This window comes from Clostridium sp. JN-1, from assembly GCF_003718715.1.
Taxonomy (GTDB): domain Bacteria; phylum Bacillota; class Clostridia; order Clostridiales; family Clostridiaceae; genus Clostridium_AV.
In genome coordinates, this window is record NZ_CP033465.1 from 2,017,511 (window position 1) to 2,042,255 (window position 24,745).

The following is a 24,745-nucleotide window of genomic DNA, read 5'->3' on the forward strand; positions in this document are numbered from 1 at the left end:
TTTTTATGCTCTTCCATTCCATTCACTGAGTTTTTGTTCTTTATACTCTTTAAAATAGCCGCCATCAATGGCATCTCTAATTTCCTGCATCATATTATTATAAAAATATAAATTATGAAGCACACAAAGTCTCATTGCAAGCATTTCCTTTGCTTTAAATAAGTGTCTTATATATGCTCTTGAATAGTTTCTACAAGTTGGACACATACACCCTTCATCTATTGGTTTTGAATCCAGTTCATACTTTGCATTCAATAAGTTTATTTTACCATACTTAGTAAACACATGAGCATGTCTTCCATTTCTGGCAGGAAGTACACAATCAAAAAAATCTACTCCTCTATCGACTGCTTCTAATATGTTACTTGGCATGCCAACTCCCATTAAATATATTGGTTTATCTTGCGGCAAATTAGGTACTACAGCATCTATTATCCTATACATTTCTTCATGTGTTTCTCCAACAGCCAATCCGCCAATAGCATAACCATCCAAATCCATTTTAGATATTGTTTTTGCATGTTTTATTCTTATATCATCATAAGTTCCACCTTGATTTATACCAAATAGCATCTGTTTTTTATTTATAGTGTTAGGAAGACTATTTAGTCTATCAAGTTCAATTTTACACCTTTCAAGCCACCTTGTAGTTCTCTCAACTGACTTTTCAACATAATCCCTAGGCGAAGGATTTGATATACATTCATCAAAAGCCATTGCTATAGTTGAACCTAAGTTACTCTGTATTCCCATACTTTCTTCAGGTCCCATAAAAATTTTTCTACCATCTATATGAGAGTTAAAGTAAACTCCTTCTTCTTTTATCTTTCTTATCTTAGCTAGCGAGAAAACTTGAAATCCACCCGAATCAGTCAATATAGGTCTATCCCAATTCATAAATTTATGGAGTCCTCCAAGCTTTTTTATAACTTCATCTCCTGGTCTCAAATGAAGATGATATGTATTTGATAGTTCAACCTGACATCCTATTTCTTTGAGGTCAACACTTGAAACAGCACCTTTTATAGCCGCAAGAGTACCTACATTCATAAATACAGGTGTCTGAATTACTCCATGTGGAGTAGTAAATTCTCCTCTTCTTGTTTTACCGCATTTTTTAAGCAGTTTATACATTTAAACACTCCTTATTTTATAAACATTGCATCTCCGAAACTAAAAAATCTATACTTCTCTTTTACTGCCGTATTATAAGCATTCAATATATTTTCTCTTCCACATAATGCACTTACAAGCATTATTAAAGTTGACTCAGGAAGGTGAAAATTTGTTATAAGCTTATCAACAATTTTATATTTGTATCCAGGATATATAAAAATATCTGTCCATCCAGATTGTTCTCTTACTCTTCCATTTTCATCACCTATGGTTTCAAGTGTTCTGCACGAAGTAGTTCCAACTGCAACTACACTTTTACCACTTTCCTTGGTCTTGTTTATTATATCAGCTGTTTCTTTACTCATGCAATAGTACTCTGAGTGCATATTGTGTTCTTCAATATTTTCTTCTTTTACAGGTCTAAAAGTTCCAAGCCCAACATGTAAAGTTAAGAAAACTACATTTACACCTCTGTTTCTTATCTCATCAAGTAATTCTTCTGTAAAATGCAGTCCCGCAGTTGGTGCTGCTGCTGATCCTAGTTCTTTGGAATAAACAGTTTGATACATTTCCTTATCTTCTAATTTTTCCTTTATATAAGGTGGAAGCGGCATTTGTCCAAGTCTATCTAATACTTCTTCAAATATCCCTTCATATTCAAATTTAACTTTTCTTATTCCTTCATCTTCTATATCTATTACTTCTGCTTTTAGCTCACCATTTCCAAATGTAAACCTGCTGCCAATTTGAGCCCTTTTACCTGGTTTAACAAGTGTTTCCCATGTATCTTTATCAATTCTCTTTAAAAGTAAGAATTCCATCTTTCCTCCAGTATCTTCCTTAGATCCTATGAGTCTTGCTGGAATTACCCTTGTATCATTTAAAACTAAACAATCACCTTCATGCAAGTAATCAATTATATCTTTAAATATTTTATGTTCAATATTGCCAGTCTTTTTATCCAAAACCATAAGCCTAGCTTCGTCTCTTTTTTCCATAGGATGCTGTGCAATTAATTCCTGTGGTAAATAAAAATCGAAATCTTTTAATTTCATACTTTCACTCCATTTCATCTTATGTCTTTAAATTACTTAGTAGTTTCTTTATTATCAAAAATGGAACATTGTTCCTTACTACTATTTTTAGATTTTTCAATACTTCTATTTAAATGTTTATATGCTAATTTTGTAGCCATTCTGCCTCTTGGAGTTCTAATTATAAATCCTTTTTGAAGAAGATAAGGCTCATATACATCCTGTATAGTATCTAATTCCTCACCTATAAAATATGAAAGAGTTTCTATACCAACAGGACCTCCATTAAAATTATCTATTACAGCTAATAGTATCTTATTATCTATATTGTCAAACCCTTCTCCATCGACTCCAAGAAGTTTTAGTGCATCTCTTGCTGTTTTTAAATTTATTATACCATTGCCTTCAACATCTGAATAATCTCTTACTCTCTTTAATAATCTATTTGCAATTCTCGGAGTTCCTCTGGATCTCTTTCCAATTTCAAGTGCAGCATCTCCATCTATCTCTACTTTTAATATCTTAGCAGATCTCATTATTATCTCCTGCAATTCTTCTTCTCTATAAAACTCCATAGTACAAAGAACTCCAAACCTATCTCTAAGTGGAGATGTTAAAAGTCCAACCCTTGTAGTAGCCCCTATAAGGGTAAATTTAGCTAAATCAAGTCTAATTGACTTTGCTGCTGCACCCTTTCCTATTACTATATCCAATGAATAGTCTTCCATAGCTGGGTACAATATTTCTTCTACATTTCTATTTAATCTGTGAATTTCATCTATAAAAAGTACATCATAATCATTTAAGCTAGTCAAAATAGCCGCCAAATCTCCTGCCCTCTCTATGGCTGGACCAGAAGTAACTTTTAAGTTTCCTCCCATTTCTGCTGCTATTATATTGGCTAGTGTAGTTTTTCCAAGTCCCGGAGGCCCATATAAGAGTACATGATCTAAAGCTTCTTTTCTCTTTTTGGCTGCCTTTATAAAAATTCTAAGTTCTTCTTTTACTTTTTGCTGTCCGATGTATTCGTTTAGTCTTTTAGGTCTTAAACTATACTCATTTTCACTGTCCCCACGTATATTTACAGGTGTCACTATTCTATCTTCCACAAAATTCACCTACCTAACCAATTAGAAACTTCAATGAACTTTTTATCATGTCTTCAACCGAATTATGTTTATCCACTTCATTCAGCGCTTTTAATGCTTCCTTTTCGGAGTAGCCTAATGTAATTAAAGCTTCTAAAGCTTCTGAAACTTTTTGCTCTCCTTCATCATTCCCTAAATCTTGATTTAAAAGCATATCATCATCTTGTTTTATTTTATCTTTTAACTCCAATATGATTCTCTGTGCTGTCTTTTTTCCTATTCCTGGAGCCCTTACAATTGCCTTTTCATCTCCAATTAATATTGCATATTTTAAATTATTTACACTGCTTATTGAAAGGAGGGATAATGCTGCCTTAGCACCTATTCCATTTACAGCAAGAAGTAAATTAAACATATTTAATTCTTCCTTTGATAAAAAGCCGTATAATCCAATGAAATCTTCTCTAACAATTTGTTGTAAATACAATGTTATCTCTTCATTTATCTTTGGGAGTTTTGCAAGTGTACTTCCAGGAGTATATATTTTGTATCCAATTCCACTATTTTCAACTATTACATAGTCCTTATTCATTCCAACATAAATTCCTTTTATGTACTCATACATATAAAATCCCCCAAAATTATAATCTTGTAACATATAATACTTTACCATTATACTAAATTTAATTCAACCACCTACAAAATGCAAAAACAAAGGACAAAAGCAGAGGACAGAGGACAGTGAATGTTGATTTTTTGCTAACGCAAAAGAATCTTTAAATTTATATAATCCAGTGCAAATGCATTTTCATATCGCAAGTTCTCAGCTAAATTGGAATTTATAAGTGTTCTTTACAGGAGATTTCCTCCACCTCAAGCTTGAAAACACAGATTAAGTTGAGCATTGCATCCGAAAAATCCCACCTATCCTTTCCCGTATTATGAATCATAATGGCTTGTAAAGCTGCTTTCTTTTCTGCTGGGTCTTCAACGAATGCAACACGTCCTGTCCCGATTATACTCTGAAAACGTGCAGAATATTGACAAGCGGTTTCGCCTTCATTGAGCTTATAATTCGTATCTAATTCAAATCCAGCAGAGTGTGTTTTGGAAATTAAATCAATTTTCCGCCCCTCCTTAGCTCCATGAAAATAGAAGGTTCTGTTGCTATCTTTTGCAGCATACCCAAAGTTCAATGGGACAATATATACTTCTCCACCATCATAAAAACCTAATCGACAACAATGACAGTTAGAAATGATTTCATTAATTTTTTCGTTACCCGTTATTTCTCTGTCTTTTCTTCTCATGCTTTCATCCTCCAATCAAATTTACTATCTCTATCCTTTGTCCTATATCCTCTGTCCTCTAGTTCTAGTCCTATGTCCTCTGCTTTTATTTTTAAGGCTGTCCCATACCCTGTATAACCCAAGGGGAGTTCTTATCTTTCCTAACAACCCAAAACCATTTTTGATCTTTTCCACTTTTTTGGGCTCCTCCTTCTTCTTTATACTTTGCATCATAAAAAACATTAAACACTTTGATATTTGCTGCTTTAGCTTCTTTAGCTTCTTTAGCTTTTCCCTTAACATCATATAGATATGGTTCTTTAAGCTCTGGATCAGTGTCTTCTTCTATACTAATAAGTTTCATATAATCTATACTGTTAATACATTCAGATAAACGTTCATCATTGTTAATTAATGTTTTTTGTACAGCATCTACATTTTTTTCGTTCATATATTTAAAATAATTTTCAACTACTTTTTGAGCATCTAATGAGTCTTTACTATTACTTTTATTGTTAACTACTTGCTTAGAAGTTGTTGAATCTTTAGTGCTATTTGTATTTTGAGTTTTTTCAGTACAACCAACAATAGTAAGTAATACACTTAAAGTTATACATGTAAATATAAGTTTAAATTTCACATTAATACACACCTTTCACTATTGATTAAAAAAAGCTATCCTATGTATTAGAGATAGCTTTTTAAAGTTATAATTTATTACTTAGTAACGGATTCCAATTACTCTACAATTTGAATACTTACCAGGATATACATTATCTAGATTTTGATCATTTACATCATCAGAATGTGCTGTAAAATAAACTTTATTACCAATTTTTTTAACAACTAATGCACTGTGATGCCAAGTTTGATAGTATGAATTATAAAATTGAAGTACATCCCCAGATTTACATATATACCTATTACTTTCATAGCCTACTCCACCATTAATTAACCAATTATAAAAAGGAATAACCCCACTCCAATAGTCACTGCTACCATACTTAGTAGCCCACCAATAACTTGTCTGAGGAATACCTCCATAATTCAAACATTGTGAAACAAAGTTTGTACAATCTCCATGCTTCTTTGAATAATCTGGGAAATTAGGATTTCTTCTATGAGCCCATTCCTCAGCATACGCAGCAGCTCCAGCTCCACTTCCTGATGTTTTATACGAAGATAAACCTTTTATACTATTTTGAGATTGTTCTTTATCTACTTTATCTTGATTCTTTTTTGCATTTAAATCTGCTTGTACATTTGAAAACTGTTTAGTTAACTCTTTATAATTAATCTTATTATCATAATTGGCAGTTAACCCTAATTCCTGAGTAGTAGAATTATTATAATCATCATTTAAATCTATAACATCGTGTATCTTCCATTGACCATTTATATTTTTTAGAATAAATTTATACTTTAATACTTGTTGTTGTTTTATATTAGAATCTTCATCAAAAATCATTGTTAAATTATTTTCCACAGTTACATTTGCAATATTATTATTAATATTAAAATTAGTATATGTAATTTTAATATCATAACTATTAAGTTTATAGTTAATTCCTTTATACCATTCTGAATAATAGTTATTTTTTGTTTTACTATATTCCTCTAAATCGTCATTACATATTAAATTTTTCGAATCATGAATTTTAAAATCTTTTACTGATTGCAATTCATTGTCAAAGTAAGAATAAATAGTATTTTTTATGTTTGTTTCAGAACTTGAAATACTACTAGCCTTAACACTATTCATACTGAAAAAAATTAAAGCACATACTAATAATAATGTTTTTACTAAGTATTTACGCATAACCCCCCTAATTTTGTAAATATTTACATTAATATCTTAGCACTATAGTGATACCAAATCAATCAAAATATTCGTATTTATTCCAATCATTATTAATATTGTAAACTACGTATATATAAAAAGAACGTACCTAGATTTGATTTACCTAAATCTAGGTACGTTCTCTGAATTTCTTTTAAATTAAAGATTTTTTGAAGCACAGCGGAGAAAAATCCTCCTTTTCTGTCCTATGTCCTCTGTCCTATGGTTTTATGTCCTCTGTTTTTATATGCTATTCATAGTCTTCAAGTCTTGCTTCTGCATCTTCCCTTGTATTGCATTCAAAGTATTTATTACCTTTTGTTAAGAGTTCAATGTCTGCTTTTTTTAGTCTGTTAGTCTTTATATCGGTTATATCCCTCTGCTTATTTTCTATAAACATATTTCCATCACTATCAGTTTTATATATAGCAATATATTCACCTTTTATACCAACCACATATTTATTTGGAGCATACTTATCAACTTCTTTAACAAGAACAACTTGAGATGGGTTTATACTTTCAACTTTATACCCATCTTTTTTATATATTTCATTTAATTCATCTTTAGTTTTGCCTCTTAATTTTCCAGAGTTATCTTCTTTTTGCTTTTCTATGTCACCACTTTTAGCGTACTTTATTTTAAAAATTATACATGCATCTGATGAAACTTTAGGATTTAAATCAGAATGTGCATTTACAACTTTTTCATCCTTATTTACAGTACTTGTGTTTTCTAACTTATGTACACAAATATAATAAGTACCACTAAAAACTACGAGAGTTAAAACAGCTAATAAAATATTCCTAATTTTTCTCTTATTTCTATAAAAAAAATCCATAATATTCCTCCTTTTTATTGAATATTATGGACAACATTTTTAAATTTTATACAATCATTTTTTAAGCTTTCGTAAAATTTATCATCTTGATAAACTTTTTATAATATATTGCAAATTCCATCACTTTAGGACTTGTTATTATATTCCATAACATAGGATTGCTACATAGAAATATTTCTATTTTCATTTCTTTTCCTTAGTAACATATATACAGGTAAACCAATGATTGTTACTCCTAATCCATATAAAGCAAAACTTGTACTAGTAATAAGTGTACTAACTCCAACATACAATGCACCTATTATACCTATTATTGGTATAACAGGATATAAAGGAACTTTGTATGAATCTTCCTTTATAAGTTCTTTATGATTTTTTCTCAATAAGAATACTCCACCTATACCAAGCATTATGAATATCCAATTTACAAAAACTACAAGATTGGTTAAAGTATCAAATGAACCTGTTAAAGTATAAATACATGCTAATGCAAGTTGGAAAATCATTGCATTTGCAGGTGTTCCATTTTTATTTAACTTAGAAAAGAAATCCTCTGCTACAAATAGTTTATCCTTTGCCATAGCAAAAGGAAGCCTAGCACCTGTCATAATAAATGGACTTAGACATCCAACTATTGATATTATAATACCAATGGAAATAAGTCCAGCACCAGTCGGTCCAAATAATATTACAGAAGCATCTGCAACTGCCTTTTTTGAAGCTGCAACTGCAGCAACTGGCATAGTATTTATAACTGCTAAATTTACACCAAGATATACAATTGTAACAATAGTTAAACCTATTACTATTGCTTTAGGAAGATCTTTTACAGGATTTTTTAATTCTCCAGCCATATTAGTTACCGCTATCCATCCTTCATATGCAAAAAGTACACCTAGTACTGCCGCACCAAATCCAACTCCTGTACTTGCTGATGATGCCATTGGAGTAAATGCATGTACTTTTCCCATGGCAAGCCCTGCAGCAATAATAACAGCAATTGGTATTAACTTGGCAATAGCAGCAATGCTTGCAAACTTTGTTCCAACCTTTGTAGATATTAAATTAATGATTCCGAGCACTAGTAATAAAGCTAAGGCAAGAATTTTTTGTCCCACAGGTGTAATATCCATAAATGAAGTACATTGAGTTGCAAAAACAACTGCCAGTGCAGCATCCAATCCAGGATAATAGATTAATACCTGCACCCACCCAAATAAAAAGCTCATCTTTTCCCCATATAGCTTTTTTAAATAAACTATTAATCCTCCTGTTTCAGGAATAGCTGAACCCAATTCTGCAATACTAAGCGCCCCGGCAATTGTAATAATACATCCAACTACCCATGCTAAAATTCCCAATCCTGGTGCACCTGCATTCTTAAATACGGACGAAGGTTTAAAAAACACTCCACTGCCTATTACAACACCAACTACCAACAAAGTAGCTTCCAATAAATTAATTTCCTTCTTAAGACCTGGGCTATTATTTTTAGGTCCTTCCATAATACTTTATTGCACCTCCATATTTTATTTGTATTATGAGGGACTTAGTTAACTTACCTTATGTCCCTCCAGCTTTTTAAATTAACTTAATATTTAAATCCTTTAGTACTTGAGTTACAAACTGTCTATTGGATTTTGTCTCATCAATCAAATACTGTATGTCATTTTCATTAGCTGTAACTGTTTGAACTTGTTTTACTGCATTTTTTATATATGATTTTTTTAACTTATTCATATCAAAATATTTTGTTTTTATTAATGATGGGTGTTCTGGAAGTATAATATTTTTTCCAGGGGTATCTTCTTTAGGATTACCAAACTTAATGACAATGCCATTTTCTCTTGCAAAAGAAAGCTGTGCAAGAGGATGTTTTCCAGCACCAGTATATTCGGTTTCTTGAACTACAATAACTTGATCTTCATCTAGTTCTTGTGCTAAAGCAAAAGCAGCTGTTAAAGATGTATTTCCTGCAGGACCTCTTTCCATTCCTTCAAGTACTGAAAGTGCTTCTGTAGTATAGAACACTTCACCTTGTTGAACGATTAAGAAATTATCCATATATCTTAAAGCTCTTGCTGCACTTCTTGGAACATCTGAATGATCAGGATTTGTTAAATATGGAACTCCAAATCCAGTATGACCGGTTGTAAAAGATTTTTTATTAAAATCTGTATCTGAAGCCATGTGCAGACCTGATAAATCAACACTTGCTCCATAAATCTTTGTTTTTGTTGCTCCAGCCTTTATTAATCCTCTAGCTGTTCCAGTTAAATTTCCACCGCCAGCTTGAGTTGCAATAACATAATCTGGATCCTTTCCAATTAATTTTCTACACTGTTTTGAAATTTCATATCCTAATGTTTCTACACCAGCAATGCCTAATGTTGAATATAAGGAAGCATTAAAATAATGTGTATCCTCTAATACCCTTAAAAATGTATAAAATAATTCGGGTCCAACAGTTAATTGAATAACTTCTGCACCAAAGCACTCACATTTTCTCTGCTTTTCAAGTATTTCAGGTTGTCCAACCTTCCTTGAATCATAACATTCCTGAACAATTATACATTTAAGATTTCTCATTGCTGCTTGTGAAGCAACTGCTGCACCATAATTTCCACTAGTTGAAGCAGCAATACCTTTATATCCTAATTTTTTTGCATGATATGCAGATATAGATGCTCTTCTATCTTTAAAACTTCCTGATGGATTACACTGTTCATCTTTTACAAATATTCTCGCACCTTTACCTTTAGGGGAAATTTTTCTTGCAAGTGCGGTCAAGTTTTTAAGCTCTAATAAAGGAGTATTCCCAACTCCTACTTCCCTTTGAATTTTAATAATGTCTTCAAGAGTATACCCTGTGTCATTCATCATTCTTTCATAATCAAAGGCAATGTTTCCTGATTCATATAGTGAATAATCCATCCCTGTAGCATTTTTTATAATTTCATTATTTCTAGCAGTAACTGCTGCATAACTATTATCTCTTACCATTAGTTTTCACCTTCCTGCAAAATTTTTTTTACTTGTTTGTCAATTTGCAAAAGCTCAGGTATAAATTCATTTCCAAATCCATAACTAAATTTAGGATTTATTTCTTCTAATTCACCGATTTCTTTTCTTCCTGTTACTGTAGTTATTGAAACAGTATCACCAATTTCAGCATCCTCATTTAAAAAGCCTTTTACCCATAATTCTAATGGAACTTTTTTTGTCTCTTCTGGAATTTTAGCAGTTCTTTCTTCAGGCTCTAATACAATATTGTGTATTTGAACCCAATCTCCTTTTTTTGCAAACATGCATACTTCACACCTTTCTATTTATTCTCAATATATTATGAGCAAACATTGTGCCAATAGTTTTAATTTTATTAATTTTCTAATTTATAACTTTTTATTTATATATATCCTTCATCTACAGAGGTTTTTAAGTTTTTACATTTTTATATCATGGAAATAAACTTCACACATACATGGAAATTTATTTCCCATATAAAAATCGCAGTAACACGATTTACATACGGTCAGCAGTTTATTGTGATAAACTGCAGGATATTTAATTAAGAATGTGTAATTATTGTTAATATGAGAGATAATTTTTGGGGGATAAAATAGTGAGAATAAAAAGTATAAAAGCTAAAAATATCTTTATCTTATTATTTTTTTGTATATTTATATTGATATTTATAAATAAGGTAATTGAAAGTAAATATGATATAAACCTAATTAAATTTGTAAGGGAATCCCAACCTCTTACAAGTGAAGAAAAAGAATGGTTAAAGCAAAATCCTATTATATATGGTGCAGATAATAATTCCCCTCCGCTTAGATATGTTGATAAAGAATCAGGTCAATATAAAGGAACTTCAATCGACATTATACATGCACTATCAGTTGAATTAGGAATTGAAATTAAATATAAGCCGCTTATTTTTAAGGACTCATTTACAAATTTAGATCATGGAGAAATAAGTATGTGTGACCTATTTCCAAGCCCTAACAGGAGTAAAAAATATCTATTTTCAGACCCACTTTACAATTTGAGAGGAGTAATACTTGTATCAGCACAAAATAACAGCATTAAGTCATATTCGGATTTATTAGATTTAAAAGTAGCAGTACCAGATGGAGATTATGCAATAGAGTTTTTAAATTCTATGCATTGTACTGTTAAATATAGTTATACACAAAACATGTCAGAAGCAATTAACCTTTTAAAAAGTAAACAAGTTGATGCAGTTGTAGGTGATGAACCTGTCATTAGCTGCCTAATAAATAAAATGAATATTAAAAACAAAATGAAAATCATAGATAAACCACTTTATGAAAAAGAAGCTGCACTAGCAATTCCAAAATCAAAACCTATACTGCTCAATATTATAAATAAAGGCATCCTTGAAATTAAAAGAAAAAACGTTACTGAAAAAATACAGCAGAAGTGGTTTGGAATATCAGCTCCTATTTCAAAACAAAGTATATCTAATACAATAATAATTATTGTAGGACTAATATTTGCATTAATATTTTTGATATTCTATATTATGTATCTTTGGAATAGCAGACTAAAAAGAGAAGTTGATAAACAAACTGAAGAATTATACATTAGTAGGAATGATCTTCAGACAACCTTTGATGGATTGACTTACCTTATTATTGAAGTAAATAAGAATCATAAAATTGATAATGTGAATAAAGCATTTTGCCAATTTTGGGGGATAGATAGAAATAAAATTATTGGAACAGAATGTAGTAAATTTAAAGAATTTATATGTCCGAATTGTAATAATTGCTGTATAAGACATACATATCTATATGGAAGTGAAGAAAAATATGATATAAGCTATAACGATAGATTTTATAATGTAGATACATTCCCAATCAATGATAAAAGCAAAAATTTTATTAAAACACTATTTGTTATGAAAGATGTAACGCAGCTCAAAATTAACGAAAAGCAGTTATTACAGGCAGATAAAATGGCAGCTGTTGGTCAATTAGCAGCAGGAGTTGCACACGAAATTAGAAACCCATTAGGTCTAATAAGAGACTATTTATACGTATTAAAAGGGCAAATTAAACAAGATAATGATAGAATTAAAAAATGCATAAGTGTAATTGAATCATCGGTTAATAGAGCAAATAGTATTATAAATAATTTACTGAACTTTTCACGTGTATCTAATGATGAACGGCAAAAAGTGAATATTAAAAAATTGACTCAGGAAATCTTGAACCTAGAAAACAAAAGTTTAGAAAAGCATAATATAATTTTACAACAGGAATTTGAAGATGATATGTACTGCTATGTAAACGTCGAATCATTAAAGCATATATTAATAAATATTATATCTAATGCAATTGATGCAATGGAAAACGGCGGAACATTATATATTAAATGCAGTAACTCAGATGAAAAATTAATATATACAATTAGTGATACTGGAATAGGTATTAAGGATAAAGATATAGATAATATATTTCATCCTTTTTTTACAACAAAGTCACCAGGAAAAGGTACAGGCCTTGGTTTATATATAGTATATAATGAAGTTCAAAAATGCGGTGGAGAAATAAAAGTTTTAAGTAAATATGGCAGGGGCACTACTTTTACAATTACCTTACCAAACACTAATTCATAGGATATAGGAGTTGATTAATATGACTTCAAAGAGAAACTTTAAAATTTTAATTGTTGATGATGAAAAAGATTATCGAGAAGTATTCAAAATGATACTAAGTGATGAGGGATACTGGGTTAGTTCAGCTTCTTCTGGAGAAGATGCACTAAACATATTAAAAAGAGAAAACATTAATCTTGTTTTAACTGATTTAATTATGCCAAAAATGGATGGAATGCAATTACTTGAAAGAATAAAAAAAGAATACGCTGATACAGAAGTAATAGTTGTTACAGGCTATGGTACGATAGAAACTGCAGTTAGTGCTATAAAAAAAGGTGCATTTAGTTATTTTATTAAAAGCCGTAAAGCTGAGGAGTTACTAATAGAAATTGAAAAGCTTGAAAAACTTCACCATTTAGAAAAAGATAATAAATATTGGAGAAATCAGCAAAATAGAAATGTATATCTTTTAAAGACTAAAAATAAAAAATATGAAAATGTACTTAAAGTTATAAATAAAGCAGCAGTTAGCAATGCAAGTATTTTAATTACCGGGGAATCTGGGGTAGGAAAGGAAATTGTTGCAAGACGTATTCATGAGTTAAGCAGCAGAAAAAATGGACATTTTGTAGCTGTCAATTGTCAGTCATTATCAGAAAACTTGCTTGAATCAGAACTTTTTGGTCATGAAAAAGGAGCTTTCACCGGAGCTAACGAAAGAAGAATAGGTAGATTTGAAGAAGCTGATGACGGCACCCTCTTTTTAGATGAGATAGGCGAAATGCCAATAAATATTCAAACTAAATTATTAAGAACCTTAGAAAATAGAACTATAGAAAGAATCGGAAGTAATAGAGAAATCAGTGTAAATCTAAGACTTATTTCCGCTACAAATAGGAATATATATAAAGCTGTTGAAAATGGTGATTTTAGAGAAGACCTATTTTACAGAATAAATACTATAATCATAAATATTCCGCCATTAAGAGATAGAAAAGAAGATTTGCCAATGTTTATAGATTTTTTCTTTAATAAATTTTCAAAAGAGCAAAAAAAAGAAATTACTTTTATCGAAAAAAAAGTTAAAGATTACTTGTTAACTTATAATTATCCAGGTAACATAAGGGAGCTTAAGAATATCATTGAAAGACTAGTTGTACTTTCTGAAAAAGGAGTGGTTAGGAAAGATGATCTTCCTGAAAACAGGATTAGAAAAGGAAACAATATACAACATTCAGATACAATAATGCCGCTTAAAGAATACAAAAAAAAAGTTGAATCTAAATATATTTCTGAAGCATTAGCTAAGTGTAATGGAAATATAACTAAAACATCACAGATACTAAATATTAGCAGAAGGCAGCTTTTTAATAAGATAACCGAATACAATTTAAAACCTTGATACAGAGGACAGAGGACAGAGAAGGAGGATTTTTCTTAGCTTCGCTTACGAAAAATCTTTAATTAAACTTTTGATAGCTCGTTTCGCTAAAGCGAAACATTGCTAACTTATATAAATTTAAAGATTCTTTTGCGTTAGCAAAAAATCAACCTTCATTGTCCTCTGTCCTATGTCCTATGTCCTCTAAAAATGCTTCGCATTTTTTTAAGCTTTGTATTTTTCTTGTAATATAAATAATATCTTTAACAAATAATAAAAAAATACAGTGTTATTGATATTATTTTTACTATCTACACTTTATCTATAAGAAATTTATAATAACTTAATGGAGGAAAAACTATGAGTTTTAAAATTAATGACAAAGTTACATGGGTAGGTAAGATTGATTGGGAATTGAGAAATTTTCATGGAAAAGAATATTCTACACACAGGGGAAGCTCCTATAACTCATATCTAATAAGAGATGAGAAAACAGTTCTAATAGATACTGTATGGGTACCTTTCTCTAAAGAGTTTATTTCTAATCTGAAAAATGAAATAGATTTAAAAGAGATAGACTATATAGTAATGAATCATTCTGAACCAGATCACAGCGGTGCTTTAACTGATTTGATGAAGGAGATACCTGATACTCCAATATACTGTACTAAAAATGGTAAAGACATAATAAAAGGACACTGCCATGAGGATTGGAACTTTGTAACTGTTAAAACTGGAGATACTTTAGATATTGGGAAAAATAAATTAACCTTCATAGAAGCAAGAATGCTGCACTGGCCAGATACTATGTTTACATATTATAATGGTGAAAATATATTATTTAGCAATGACGCCTTCGGCCAGCATTATGCTTCAGAATTAATGTATAATGATAAAGCAGACCATGCTGAACTTATGCAAGAAGCAATAAAATATTATGCTAACATATTAACACCTTATAGTACCTTTGTATCAAAGAAAATTGAGGAAGTGTTAAGCTTTAACTTACCAGTGGATATGATATGCCCAAGTCACGGCATTATTTGGAGAGACAATCCAATTCAAATAATAAATAAATATATGGAATGGTCGCAGAACTACAAGGAAAACCAAGTAACATTAATATATGATACCATGTGGAACAGCACAAGAAGAATGGCTGAAGCAATTGCCGAAGGTATTAAGTCAGTTAATAAGGATATTAATGTTAAAATATTTAATTCTGGAAAATCTGATAAAAATGATATCATGACAGAGGTATTTAAGTCAAAAGTTATACTTGTAGGCTCAAGTACTATTAATAATGGTATTCTTTCTTCTACAGCAGCTATTCTTGAAATGATGAGAGGACTTAAATTCAAAGATAAGAAGGCAGCTGCTTTTGGTAGTTACGGTTGGGGCGGGGAAAGTGTGAAAATGATTACTGAAGAGTTAAAAAAAGATGGTTTTGAAATATTAAATGATGGAATAAAAGAAAAATGGATACCTGATGAAGAAGGCTTGAAAAGATGCCGGGAGTATGGGAAAAATATTGCAAGTAAAATTTAATACTAATAAAGACTAAGTTAACTTGTGGTTATTGTTATAAAATATAGATGCAAATCAAAAAATTAGATTAACTTGTTTGATTATTGTAATACTATTCCTTATAATGTAATCAAATGAATTACATTAGGGGGTGACAATAATGAACAAGAAGAAAATAACTAGGTATCTATTAAGTTTAGGAATTATGTGCAGTTTATTGACGGCACCAGTGATAGGCAAACCTAATCAATCAAGTACGGCAAAGGCGGTGTCATCTGATAGGGTTTGTGACTATAACGGTGCACAGGAAGAGCCATTGCAAACTAAATATGGTGAAATAACATCATTAAAAACTATGAAAGACCATTTGTCCGAGTATACGAATCTCGATGATTTGTTAAAGTCACCATATTTAGTTGATGTGGATAAGACTAATAATCCAGACTTATTTTGTACTTACTTTGGTGTATTAAACCTTGATGTTAGTAAATTAGGATTAGACGGTAAAGTATACCATTGGACTGACGAGCTTGGAATTCAGCATTTTGAGGAGATATTACGCATATACCAGGATGATAAAAGTGGTGTCATATCCAGAGTCAAAGTTGATAGGACAGCATCACATATCGGGATTCTACACAAAGCTCATATTACACCATTCTACACTGCACAGGATGACACTCTCAAATATTTATGCAAGATGAATGGTACTTTGGGAAACCTAGTAAATCCGGTTCCAGCTAAAGCATATAGCTTTAATAGCTCAGATGGAGTTAATCCTATACCAGATGGATATGAGGGCAGCAATTATCATCGTATAAATACGGATAATAGACCATCAGGGGCAGCCCTAGCTAATGTGATAATACCTGATCCGATACCTGTAGACAAACCAGAGGATGTAGTAATCCCAGAGAGTTTATTTACTGATAGCAAGAATCAAGGATATAACAGTGGGGATAATATACCCAAACCAGTTCCAAAACCAATCCAAAAACCAGATATAACATCTACTAGATTAGCAGGGGAAGACAGATTTGCTACTTCCTTGACTATAGCAAAAGAATATGTAGGTACTGGAACTTTAGATAATATAGTTATATCAACTGGATATGGATTTGCGGATTCTCTAGCAGGTTCTACACTGGCTGGAAAATTGGATTGCCCGATATTGCTTATGGGTGATATAAAAGATAGCCAGGAAAACTTGAACTATATAGCATCCAAACTATCTAAGAATGGTCATATATATATCTTAGGCGGCGAGAGTGTAATGCCAGATACTTTTAAGCAGTGGTTTATTGACAGAGGCTATTCAGCCGATAATATCATTAGACTTGGTGGACAAGACAGAGAAGATACTTGTGAAAAGATAGCATTACAACTTCATGCACCAATAGGTAATCCAGTTATAATAGCAAGTGAAGAGGACTTTCCGGATGCACTATCGGTATCATCGGCAGCCACAGCGAAGGGATATCCAATAATATTGATACCGCATGATTCTTTACCAGAGCATGCTTCATCCTACTTAAGTGCAGAGAAACCTTCAACGGTTTATTTGATAGGTGGAACTGGTTCTGTGGATGAAAATACTGCAAATAAGATACAAGCAGTTACAGGCTTATCGCCAGACAACCTAGTTCGTCTAGCGGGGGCAGATAGATTTGAAACTTCAATGGTAATAGCAAATTACTTCAAGCAGTCAGATGGTAATATAACAGTGGTTAATGGAGAAGACTATCCAGATGCAATCTCTGGCAGTGTACTGTCAGCAAAGAAGAATTCACCAATAATTCTTACTGATAATTCAAACCTCTCCTCGATACGCGGCTTTATGTCAGCTAATGCTACTACAAATGTTTATTTTCTAGGAGGTACTGCGGTATTGCCAGATAGTACAAAAACAGAGTTGTTAACACAGTAATAACACAAAAACGCCCTCCTATTTTGGTTATATACCAATATAAGAGGGTGTTCTATTTGCAGCATTCATAATTCGAATATAAAAGGCTGTAAATCCTTTAGCCTTCGAATTCTTCTGGAAAATCAGCATTGCTATAGACATCTTGAACATCATCATCATCTTCAAGTTTATCTATAAGCTTTTGAACCTTTTCTGCATCTTCCATGTTTACAGAAACTGTGTTGTCTGGAATCATAGTTACTTCAGCTGATATGAATTCGTATCCTTTTTTCTCAAGGTTTTCTCTAACTGTAGAAAAATCTTGAGGTGTAGTTGTGATTTCAAATACCTCATCTAGTGATTGAAAATCTTCTGCACCGGCATCTAATGCTTCCATCATGATTTCATCTTCATCCATACCATCTTTTTTCTCTATAACTATTTGGCCTTTTTGCTGGAACATCCAACCTACGCAGCCATTAGCTCCAAGATTTCCACCATGTCTTGAAAAAGCCGTTCTAACACTACTTGCTGTTCTATTTTTGTTATCAGTTAAAGCATTTACTACAAAAGCAACTCCGCATGGTCCATATCCTTCATAAACTATTTCTTCATAGTTTACGCCTTCCATTTCACCTGCACCTTTTTTGATTGCCCTAGTTATAGTATCTTGAGGCATGTTATTTGCTTTTGCCTTAGCTATTACATCCCTTAATTTACTATTTGAGTCAATATTTGAGCCTCCACTTTTAGCTGCTATAGCTAACTCTTTACCTAACTTTGTAAAGATTTTTCCCCTTTTAGCATCAATTTTTCCTTTTTTAGCCTGTATATTATGCCATTTTGAATGTCCTGACATATCTATTCCCCCTAACGCATGTATATGTATTATATTAAATTTTAAAAAGTTCATAATATTATATTTACACAAACTTTTTTACATAATTATTTAATTAAAATCTACAAATCGTGTATTTATAGCAAAATACGTAAAATATTATATCATACAAAGCATAATAAATACAAACCAATTAGAAAAAATGCGAAGCATTTTTTAGAGGACATAGGACATAGGACAGAGAAGGTTGATTTTTTGCTAACGCAAAAGAATCTTTAAATTTATATAAGTTAGCAATGTTTCGCTTCAGCGAAACGAGTTATCAAAAATCTTTAATTTTAAAAAGCTCATATTCTTTTGTTTCTTGGAAAGCACTCTTCTAAGTAAGCAATTATCTAAAAATCATAGATTTTAGATGCCTGCTTAAGCGATATTTTGCATTAGCAAAACAAACCTAAAAATAAATTAGTTTTCTGACGTAAGGAAGAAAACTTACCTTCACTGTCCTATGTCCTATGTCCTCTCAAAAATATTGCATCGCAATATTTTTGGCTAGCAAGTTCTAAATAGTCTATTATCCATCTTGAAATAATAGTCTTCATCTCCAACTATAACTTCACATTTACCACTTGTAGTCTCTATAGTTGATTTCTCTATCTTAGTAACAGTTTCAACTGGAGCATACATTGTCAATTTAACCTTATCTTTATAATCCATATCTTCTATAAACCATAAATTCTTTTCAAATAAATATTTTATTCTATCAACCATATCATAATTTATAACTATCTCAAGTACACACCCTTTTACTTTTTCTACTATTCCACCTGTCTTTACTGCCATTGATGCTGCTTTTGAATAAGCCCTAACAAGTCCGCCTTTTCCAAGAAGTATTCCTCCAAAATATCTTGTAACTACAATTACTGTATCTGTTATACCATTTTTCTTTATAACGTCTAATACTGGAATTCCTCCTGTTCCCTGCGGTTCACCATCATCACTATACCTCTGTATGCCAAAGTTTTCTCCTATGATATAAGCATATACATTATGTCTTGCTTCTTTATTTTTACTTTTTACTTCTTTTATAAAGTCTTTAGCTTCATTTTCAGCTGCAACTCTCTTTATGCTTCCTATAAATACTGACTTTTTTTCTTCAAATTGAGCGCTTTTAGTATCCTTTATAGTAAAATATCCCATATAGGTATCACCTCTTACCCTAAAATTAACATTCTTCATTTACTACAGACTTTTGTAAAATCTTTTTCTAAATATATCTGTGCTGATACTTTTAAATACTCTTTATCAGTTGTTTCATAAACTTTTTTAACTTTCTCCCTAGCCTTTGAACTTTTAATTTTCAAAAGAGCTTTTATAGAATACATGATAACTTGTGGATTAGAATCATCAAGTGCTCTTATTAAAATATCTTCTGATGACTTGTCGCCTATTTTCCCTAAAGCTGATACTGACATTCGCCTAACATTAACATGGTTATTTACTGAAGCTTTAGAAAGTACATCAATTACACTTTTATCTCCTATTTCCCCGAGTATCCATACAGCTGTTTCCTTATATTTAATACTCATATCAGCGTAATTATGCCTTATAAATTCAATTAACTTATTCTTATCTTGATCATTCAAACTTTTTAATGTGTCCACCTTGTCTTGTTTTGCGGTGCTCACCATGATTTCAAATAGCCTGCGTACATCATAACTTTTAGCTAAAATTCCATACTTTATTTTTCCATTAAGCACATGCATTTGTACAGTTTCCTTAGCTAAATTTCTAATTTTACAAAGGGCATCTATACTTTTTCCTTCTAGAAACATAAAATAGGTTATATCTTCATCATCATAATCATCAATTTTATTCCAATCTATATCTATCATGCCTACTTTTTTCAACAGCTATCACCACCAATAACACTGCATTTTAAATTATTTAATTAATTCACTTAATATTTTTATGCCGTCTTCCATATTTTTTTTGTCAGTTTGTGAAAAAACAATTTTAAAATACTTTAATCCATTTACAGCATCTTTATAGAAAATAGTACCAGGCATAATTAAAACATTTTTTTCTTTTGCCATTCTGAATAGTTGAATTGAATTAATATTAAATTTATCCTTTATCTTTATGTAAAAATGCAAACCGCCGCCTGGATCTATAAAATCAACTTTATCACCTAAGTATTTAATTAATAACCCTTTCATAAATAAATATTTATCAGTATACACATTATTCAGCTTATCTATATACTTTTTCCAAAGCCCTTTAGTTATATATAAATCCAATGCTCTTTGCATAAGACTTGAAGTTGATATATCCGTATTAATTTTAGAATTTTGAATGCTTTCTTTAAATTTTTTAGGCGGTATCAAATACCCTATCCTTATTCCTGGTAAGAATATCTTGGAAAAACTCTTTATATATATTACCCTATCATTTTTATCCAAGCTTTTTAAGCTAGCATATTCTATATTTTTATCATATATCAATTCAGAAAGGTAATCATCTTCTATTATATAAAAATCATATATATCAGCCAACCTCAATAACTGCTCTTTTTTTTGCCTGCTGCAGCTAATTCCTGTAGGATTTTGAAAATAGGTCATTGTATAAAAACATTTAATGCTATTTTTCCTCAATATCTTCTCAAACTTATCTATATTGACTCCATCACCTTCTATAGGAATTTCATATATATTAGCTCTTCTCCACTTAAATACGGATAGTGCCCCGCTGTATGTAGGCATTTCAACTGCGACACTATCATTTGTATTGATAAGAGATTTACTTACTATATCAATTCCCTGCTGTGCTCCTGAAACTATCAAAATATCATCTATATTTACTTCATTATTCCAAAATACCTTACTTATACTTTTTCTAAGTCCATCATATCCTAAAGCTTCTTGATAAATTAAAGCATCTGCTCCATCCCTATCAAGTACTTCATTTAATACATTTTTAAACGAACTTACAGGGAAAAAATCACTGCACGGACTTTCACCTGTAAAATTTATGAATTTCTTAAAACTTCCACTTGATACTTTTTTCATTGTGTCAGAATATTCTCTCCTAAAACCTCTACTTACATCCTTTCTCTTTGCATAAGTACCACTTCCAATTTTTTGTACTGCATATCCTTCATCTTGAAGTATATTGTAAGTATGTACTATAGTTATATTGTTAACCCCTAAGAACTTTGATAATTTTCTTATTGGAGGTAATTTTTCACCATCTTTTATCTTATTATTATCTATAAGTCTTTTTATATGTTTTGAAATTGTAATATACTTGGGAGTATCTTGTGAAAATTTTAAAAAGTATTTATCCATTGGAAAACCCCTCTTAAATTTAATTATATCTATTACTATTTAATTATACTATAAATAAAACTTTAGCGAATTTAAATTTTAAAAAACTTAAGTTTGCTAAAGTTTTACCCTATAACCTTTTTAAATAAAATAAACATTTTCTTTAAAAATAACTATCCCATTTTCAGTTTTCAAATCTCTAGTTTCCTTCTTTATTATATTCTTCTCCCAAAGTTTACTTAATATTTCTTCCATATTTATATCGTAATTACTAAATACTTTATCCTCTTTTATATCTTCAGAACTTAAAAAGCAATCCCTATCTCTCATGTAATTTAGTAAAACGTTAGTTAAATCTCTTATTGATTTATCAATATTTACTTGAAAGTAGTTCAATATGTTTATAATAGCATTTTCTACTTCACCCTTGTTAAAAAATAGCTTATCTACACATTTCTTAAATTCATCATTTAAGTTCATCGCCATAATCATTGCATCTTTACTTATCATATGACCAGAAGAGTTAACATATAACTTAGAATATTCTTCTGCACACTTAACTGCAGCTGTATATGCAGTATATATATCATCATTATGCATGTATTTTTTACAAATACCTATGTTTTTTAATAACTGCCCCAAATATACCATATTCCATCTTTCTCTAACCGAGTCAGGATAATATCTTTCATTATCATATCTTACTGTTATCTCCATATCTTTAGAAAATACCAATTTGGAAGATGCAAATATTCTGTGAATAAAACTTCCCTTTATATCTTCTCCTTGAAGCTGTATAAATTTATTCTTACTCATCAGTTTTATATGGACAGGTATACCTTTTTCTTCAGTATAAATATTTTGAATATCCAAATATTTTTTATCCAGTATAACAAATAAATCGATATCAGATTCATCCCATAAATCACCTGTAACCATACTTCCAAAAACCATAACAGCAAGTACTAACTTGTTTTTCTTCATCCTGTTAACTACTCCGTTGAAAGCTTTTTGGTATTGTAAGATAGTTTTTGCCATAGCATTATCGCCCCCCATTTTTAAATAATTAATAATAAAGCCACAGCATTTTTATTAATTGTTTAATTTTTTATATTATATAACATAATTGAATGTGATTACAATTTTTTTGAGCTGAGCATATATTTTTCACATTTATTATATACTTCATCATCTACAAGTGCATCTATATATGTTCCATTATCTACATATTCTTCTTTGTTAATTTTTGAATTTCTATGGAGGAATGCTTCCATAGATTGTTCTGAATATGGTATTAAATATTCTACATTTCTCAATTTACACGGCAAAACATTTAAAATTTCTTTTAGTAATAAATCAATATTTTCACCTTTTTTAGCAGAAATACAAACTGATTTAATTCCTTTGTTCTGATCTAATATTTTATTTATGTCATCTTCTGCTGCCTTATCCATCTTGTTTAATACAAGTATCATAGGTTTATCCTTTAATCCCAATTGTTCCAGTATATCGTTTACTGCACTTATTTGTTCATAAGCATACTTAGAGGAACAATCTATTACATGTAACAACAAATCAGAATAAATAACTTCCTCAAGTGTTGATTTAAAAGCTTCAACAAGATCATGAGGTAATTTTCTTATAAAACCTACTGTATCCGTAACTGCAGCTATTCTCGCATCAGGCAGTTCTATTACTCTAGTTGTGGTATCTAATGTGGCAAATAACATATCTGCTTCAAAAACTTTCTGCTTTTGCACGCCTTCTTTTAAAAGAGCTACTTCACATAGTTTGTTTCTCAAAGTTGATTTACCTGCATTGGTATAACCAACCAATGCTATTTTTTCAAGTTCACTTCTTTTATTTCTCTGAGTACTTCTCACCTGTTTTATCTTTTTGAGTTCTTTAGTAAGATCATATATTTTTTCCCTTATATGTCTTTTATCAACCTCAAGTTTCTTTTCTCCAGGTCCGCGTGTTCCTATTCCGCCGCCTGTTCTTGAAAGTACAGTTCCAAGTCCGCTCAATCTTGGAAGTCTATATTTTAACTGTGCAAGTTCAACTTGTATTTTAGCTTCTCTGCTTTTTGCCCTTCTCGCAAAGATCTCAAGTATTAATGTAGTTCTATCAATTACCTTAGCTCCAACATTTTCTTCTAAGTTTCTAACTTGAGAAGCAGAAAGTTCATCATCAAAAATAATTACATTTGCGTTATACGACTGTCTGAGCAGCGCTATTTCACTAACTTTTCCACTTCCAACATAAAAAGCAGTATCTATTACAGCTTTTTTCTGCAGTACTTCATACACTACTTTTACATTACATGCTTTTGCAAGTTCAGCTAATTCATCTATACTTTCTTGACTTTCAACTCCAACCAAAATAGCTCTTTCTGCATCATCTTCAATAACTTCAGTATCTTTCATTAAGTCTTCAGTATAGTTTATTACTTTCAATATATCATAATTGATACCATCTTCGAGGCTAAGAGGCTGAGTAACTTGTGCAGTAAATAAATCATTTTGAATAGAACAAAATCCAATTGTCATTTTATTGCATTTGCCTTCATTTACTCCAAGTGCAGCAATACAATCTAACTTTAATTTAAGGAGAGCTGATAAATCTACTGCCGATAAAGTACAATTTCCATTTGGATGTGTATGCACTATTCTTATTCCGGATAATTTTCTCTGTTTTATATCTACTTCAGGCATTTCAACAGTAGTGCTGTCACCTATAGCTACACTTATAATATTTCCTTTTCTATTTATCGCTGCACTAATTTCCCTATTCAAATTATCTGTAACTTCACACAATAAATTTATAAGATTATCATCACATAGACTATCCTTTGGCATTTTCATATCATAAATTTTTTCTAATTTACTTAAGATGGAATTTCTAACTCCATCGGTATTTCCATATATCAT

Annotated in this window: 21 protein-coding genes; 4 read left to right on the top strand and 17 right to left on the bottom strand. The window is 30.8% G+C overall.

Annotation, left to right across the window (positions count from 1 at the left end; all coding sequences use genetic code 11):
- Positions 1-3 precede the first annotated feature (3 nt).
- From tgt to ortA, 11 genes are all read right to left on the bottom strand, one after another.
- Positions 4-1,134 (bottom strand): tRNA guanosine(34) transglycosylase Tgt, encoded by a 1,131-nt coding sequence (tgt, locus tag EBB51_RS09615; RefSeq protein WP_123054272.1) that lies wholly within the window; start codon positions 1,132-1,134, stop codon positions 4-6.
- Between the two features lie 11 nt (positions 1,135-1,145).
- Positions 1,146-2,171 carry a tRNA preQ1(34) S-adenosylmethionine ribosyltransferase-isomerase QueA gene (gene queA, locus EBB51_RS09620; protein ID WP_123054273.1) on the bottom strand — a complete coding sequence of 342 codons (1,026 nt, stop codon included), beginning with the start codon at positions 2,169-2,171 and terminating at the stop codon, positions 1,146-1,148.
- Between the two features lie 32 nt (positions 2,172-2,203).
- Positions 2,204-3,259, bottom strand: a complete 1,056-nt coding sequence (gene ruvB / locus EBB51_RS09625; RefSeq protein WP_123054274.1) for a Holliday junction branch migration DNA helicase RuvB — start codon at positions 3,257-3,259, stop codon at positions 2,204-2,206.
- 13 nt (positions 3,260-3,272) lie between these two features.
- Entirely contained in the window at positions 3,273-3,863 is a 591-nt protein-coding gene (gene ruvA, locus EBB51_RS09630) for a Holliday junction branch migration protein RuvA (RefSeq protein WP_123054275.1), read from the bottom strand.
- Between the two features lie 214 nt (positions 3,864-4,077).
- Entirely contained in the window at positions 4,078-4,548 is a 471-nt protein-coding gene (locus EBB51_RS09635) for a pyridoxamine 5'-phosphate oxidase family protein (RefSeq protein ID WP_123054276.1), read from the bottom strand.
- Positions 4,549-4,639: 91 nt separating this feature from the next.
- The gene (locus EBB51_RS09640; RefSeq protein ID WP_123054277.1) at positions 4,640-5,167 is read right to left on the bottom strand and encodes a DUF4829 domain-containing protein; all 528 of its coding nucleotides are present in this window, start codon (positions 5,165-5,167) and stop codon (positions 4,640-4,642) included.
- Positions 5,168-5,248: 81 nt separating this feature from the next.
- Positions 5,249-6,346 carry an amidase domain-containing protein gene (locus EBB51_RS09645; RefSeq protein WP_123054278.1) on the bottom strand — a complete coding sequence of 366 codons (1,098 nt, stop codon included), beginning with the start codon at positions 6,344-6,346 and terminating at the stop codon, positions 5,249-5,251.
- 271 nt (positions 6,347-6,617) lie between these two features.
- Entirely contained in the window at positions 6,618-7,208 is a 591-nt protein-coding gene (locus tag EBB51_RS09650; RefSeq protein ID WP_123054279.1) for a hypothetical protein, read from the bottom strand.
- A gap of 161 nt (positions 7,209-7,369) precedes the next feature.
- Positions 7,370-8,713 carry an amino acid permease gene (locus EBB51_RS09655; RefSeq protein WP_123054280.1) on the bottom strand — a complete coding sequence of 448 codons (1,344 nt, stop codon included), beginning with the start codon at positions 8,711-8,713 and terminating at the stop codon, positions 7,370-7,372.
- 76 nt (positions 8,714-8,789) lie between these two features.
- Entirely contained in the window at positions 8,790-10,211 is a 1,422-nt protein-coding gene (gene ortB / locus EBB51_RS09660; RefSeq protein WP_123054281.1) for a 2-amino-4-oxopentanoate thiolase subunit OrtB, read from the bottom strand.
- Positions 10,211-10,516 (bottom strand): 2-amino-4-oxopentanoate thiolase subunit OrtA, encoded by a 306-nt coding sequence (ortA, locus tag EBB51_RS09665; protein WP_123054282.1) that lies wholly within the window; start codon positions 10,514-10,516, stop codon positions 10,211-10,213. The genes ortB and ortA overlap by 1 nt, the downstream gene beginning before the upstream one ends.
- Before the next feature lie 314 nt (positions 10,517-10,830).
- Here ortA and EBB51_RS09670 point away from each other — a divergent pair, with 314 nt between their 5' ends.
- The 4 genes from EBB51_RS09670 to EBB51_RS09685 all read left to right on the top strand — a co-directional run bounded on the left by EBB51_RS09670 (position 10,831) and on the right by EBB51_RS09685 (position 17,672).
- Positions 10,831-12,855, top strand: coding sequence for a transporter substrate-binding domain-containing protein (locus EBB51_RS09670; protein ID WP_190285262.1), 2,025 nt, complete (start codon positions 10,831-10,833; stop codon positions 12,853-12,855).
- A 19-nt stretch (positions 12,856-12,874) separates the two neighbouring features.
- Positions 12,875-14,239 (top strand): sigma-54 dependent transcriptional regulator, encoded by a 1,365-nt coding sequence (locus EBB51_RS09675; protein WP_123054284.1) that lies wholly within the window; start codon positions 12,875-12,877, stop codon positions 14,237-14,239.
- A gap of 339 nt (positions 14,240-14,578) precedes the next feature.
- Positions 14,579-15,766 (top strand): anaerobic nitric oxide reductase flavorubredoxin, encoded by a 1,188-nt coding sequence (locus EBB51_RS09680; protein ID WP_123054285.1) that lies wholly within the window; start codon positions 14,579-14,581, stop codon positions 15,764-15,766.
- A gap of 139 nt (positions 15,767-15,905) precedes the next feature.
- Positions 15,906-17,672, top strand: a complete 1,767-nt coding sequence (locus EBB51_RS09685; protein ID WP_123054286.1) for a cell wall-binding repeat-containing protein — start codon at positions 15,906-15,908, stop codon at positions 17,670-17,672.
- 97 nt (positions 17,673-17,769) lie between these two features.
- Here EBB51_RS09685 and EBB51_RS09690 read toward each other — a convergent pair whose 3' ends face one another.
- The 6 genes from EBB51_RS09690 to hflX all read right to left on the bottom strand — a co-directional run bounded on the left by EBB51_RS09690 (position 17,770) and on the right by hflX (position 24,745).
- Positions 17,770-18,510: a YebC/PmpR family DNA-binding transcriptional regulator gene (locus EBB51_RS09690; protein WP_123054287.1), complete on the bottom strand. Its 741-nt coding sequence runs from the start codon at positions 18,508-18,510 to the stop codon at positions 17,770-17,772.
- Between the two features lie 531 nt (positions 18,511-19,041).
- A complete protein-coding gene (locus EBB51_RS09695) occupies positions 19,042-19,689 on the bottom strand; it encodes a YigZ family protein (RefSeq protein ID WP_123054288.1) in 648 nt (215 codons plus the stop codon).
- Between the two features lie 35 nt (positions 19,690-19,724).
- A complete protein-coding gene (locus tag EBB51_RS09700; RefSeq protein WP_123055038.1) occupies positions 19,725-20,384 on the bottom strand; it encodes a HEAT repeat domain-containing protein in 660 nt (219 codons plus the stop codon).
- A gap of 48 nt (positions 20,385-20,432) precedes the next feature.
- The gene (locus tag EBB51_RS09705; RefSeq protein WP_123054289.1) at positions 20,433-21,836 is read right to left on the bottom strand and encodes a PLP-dependent aminotransferase family protein; all 1,404 of its coding nucleotides are present in this window, start codon (positions 21,834-21,836) and stop codon (positions 20,433-20,435) included.
- Between the two features lie 120 nt (positions 21,837-21,956).
- Positions 21,957-22,853 carry a nucleotidyltransferase domain-containing protein gene (locus EBB51_RS09710; RefSeq protein ID WP_123054290.1) on the bottom strand — a complete coding sequence of 299 codons (897 nt, stop codon included), beginning with the start codon at positions 22,851-22,853 and terminating at the stop codon, positions 21,957-21,959.
- Between the two features lie 98 nt (positions 22,854-22,951).
- Positions 22,952-24,745, bottom strand: coding sequence for a GTPase HflX (gene hflX, locus EBB51_RS09715; protein WP_123054291.1), 1,794 nt, complete (start codon positions 24,743-24,745; stop codon positions 22,952-22,954).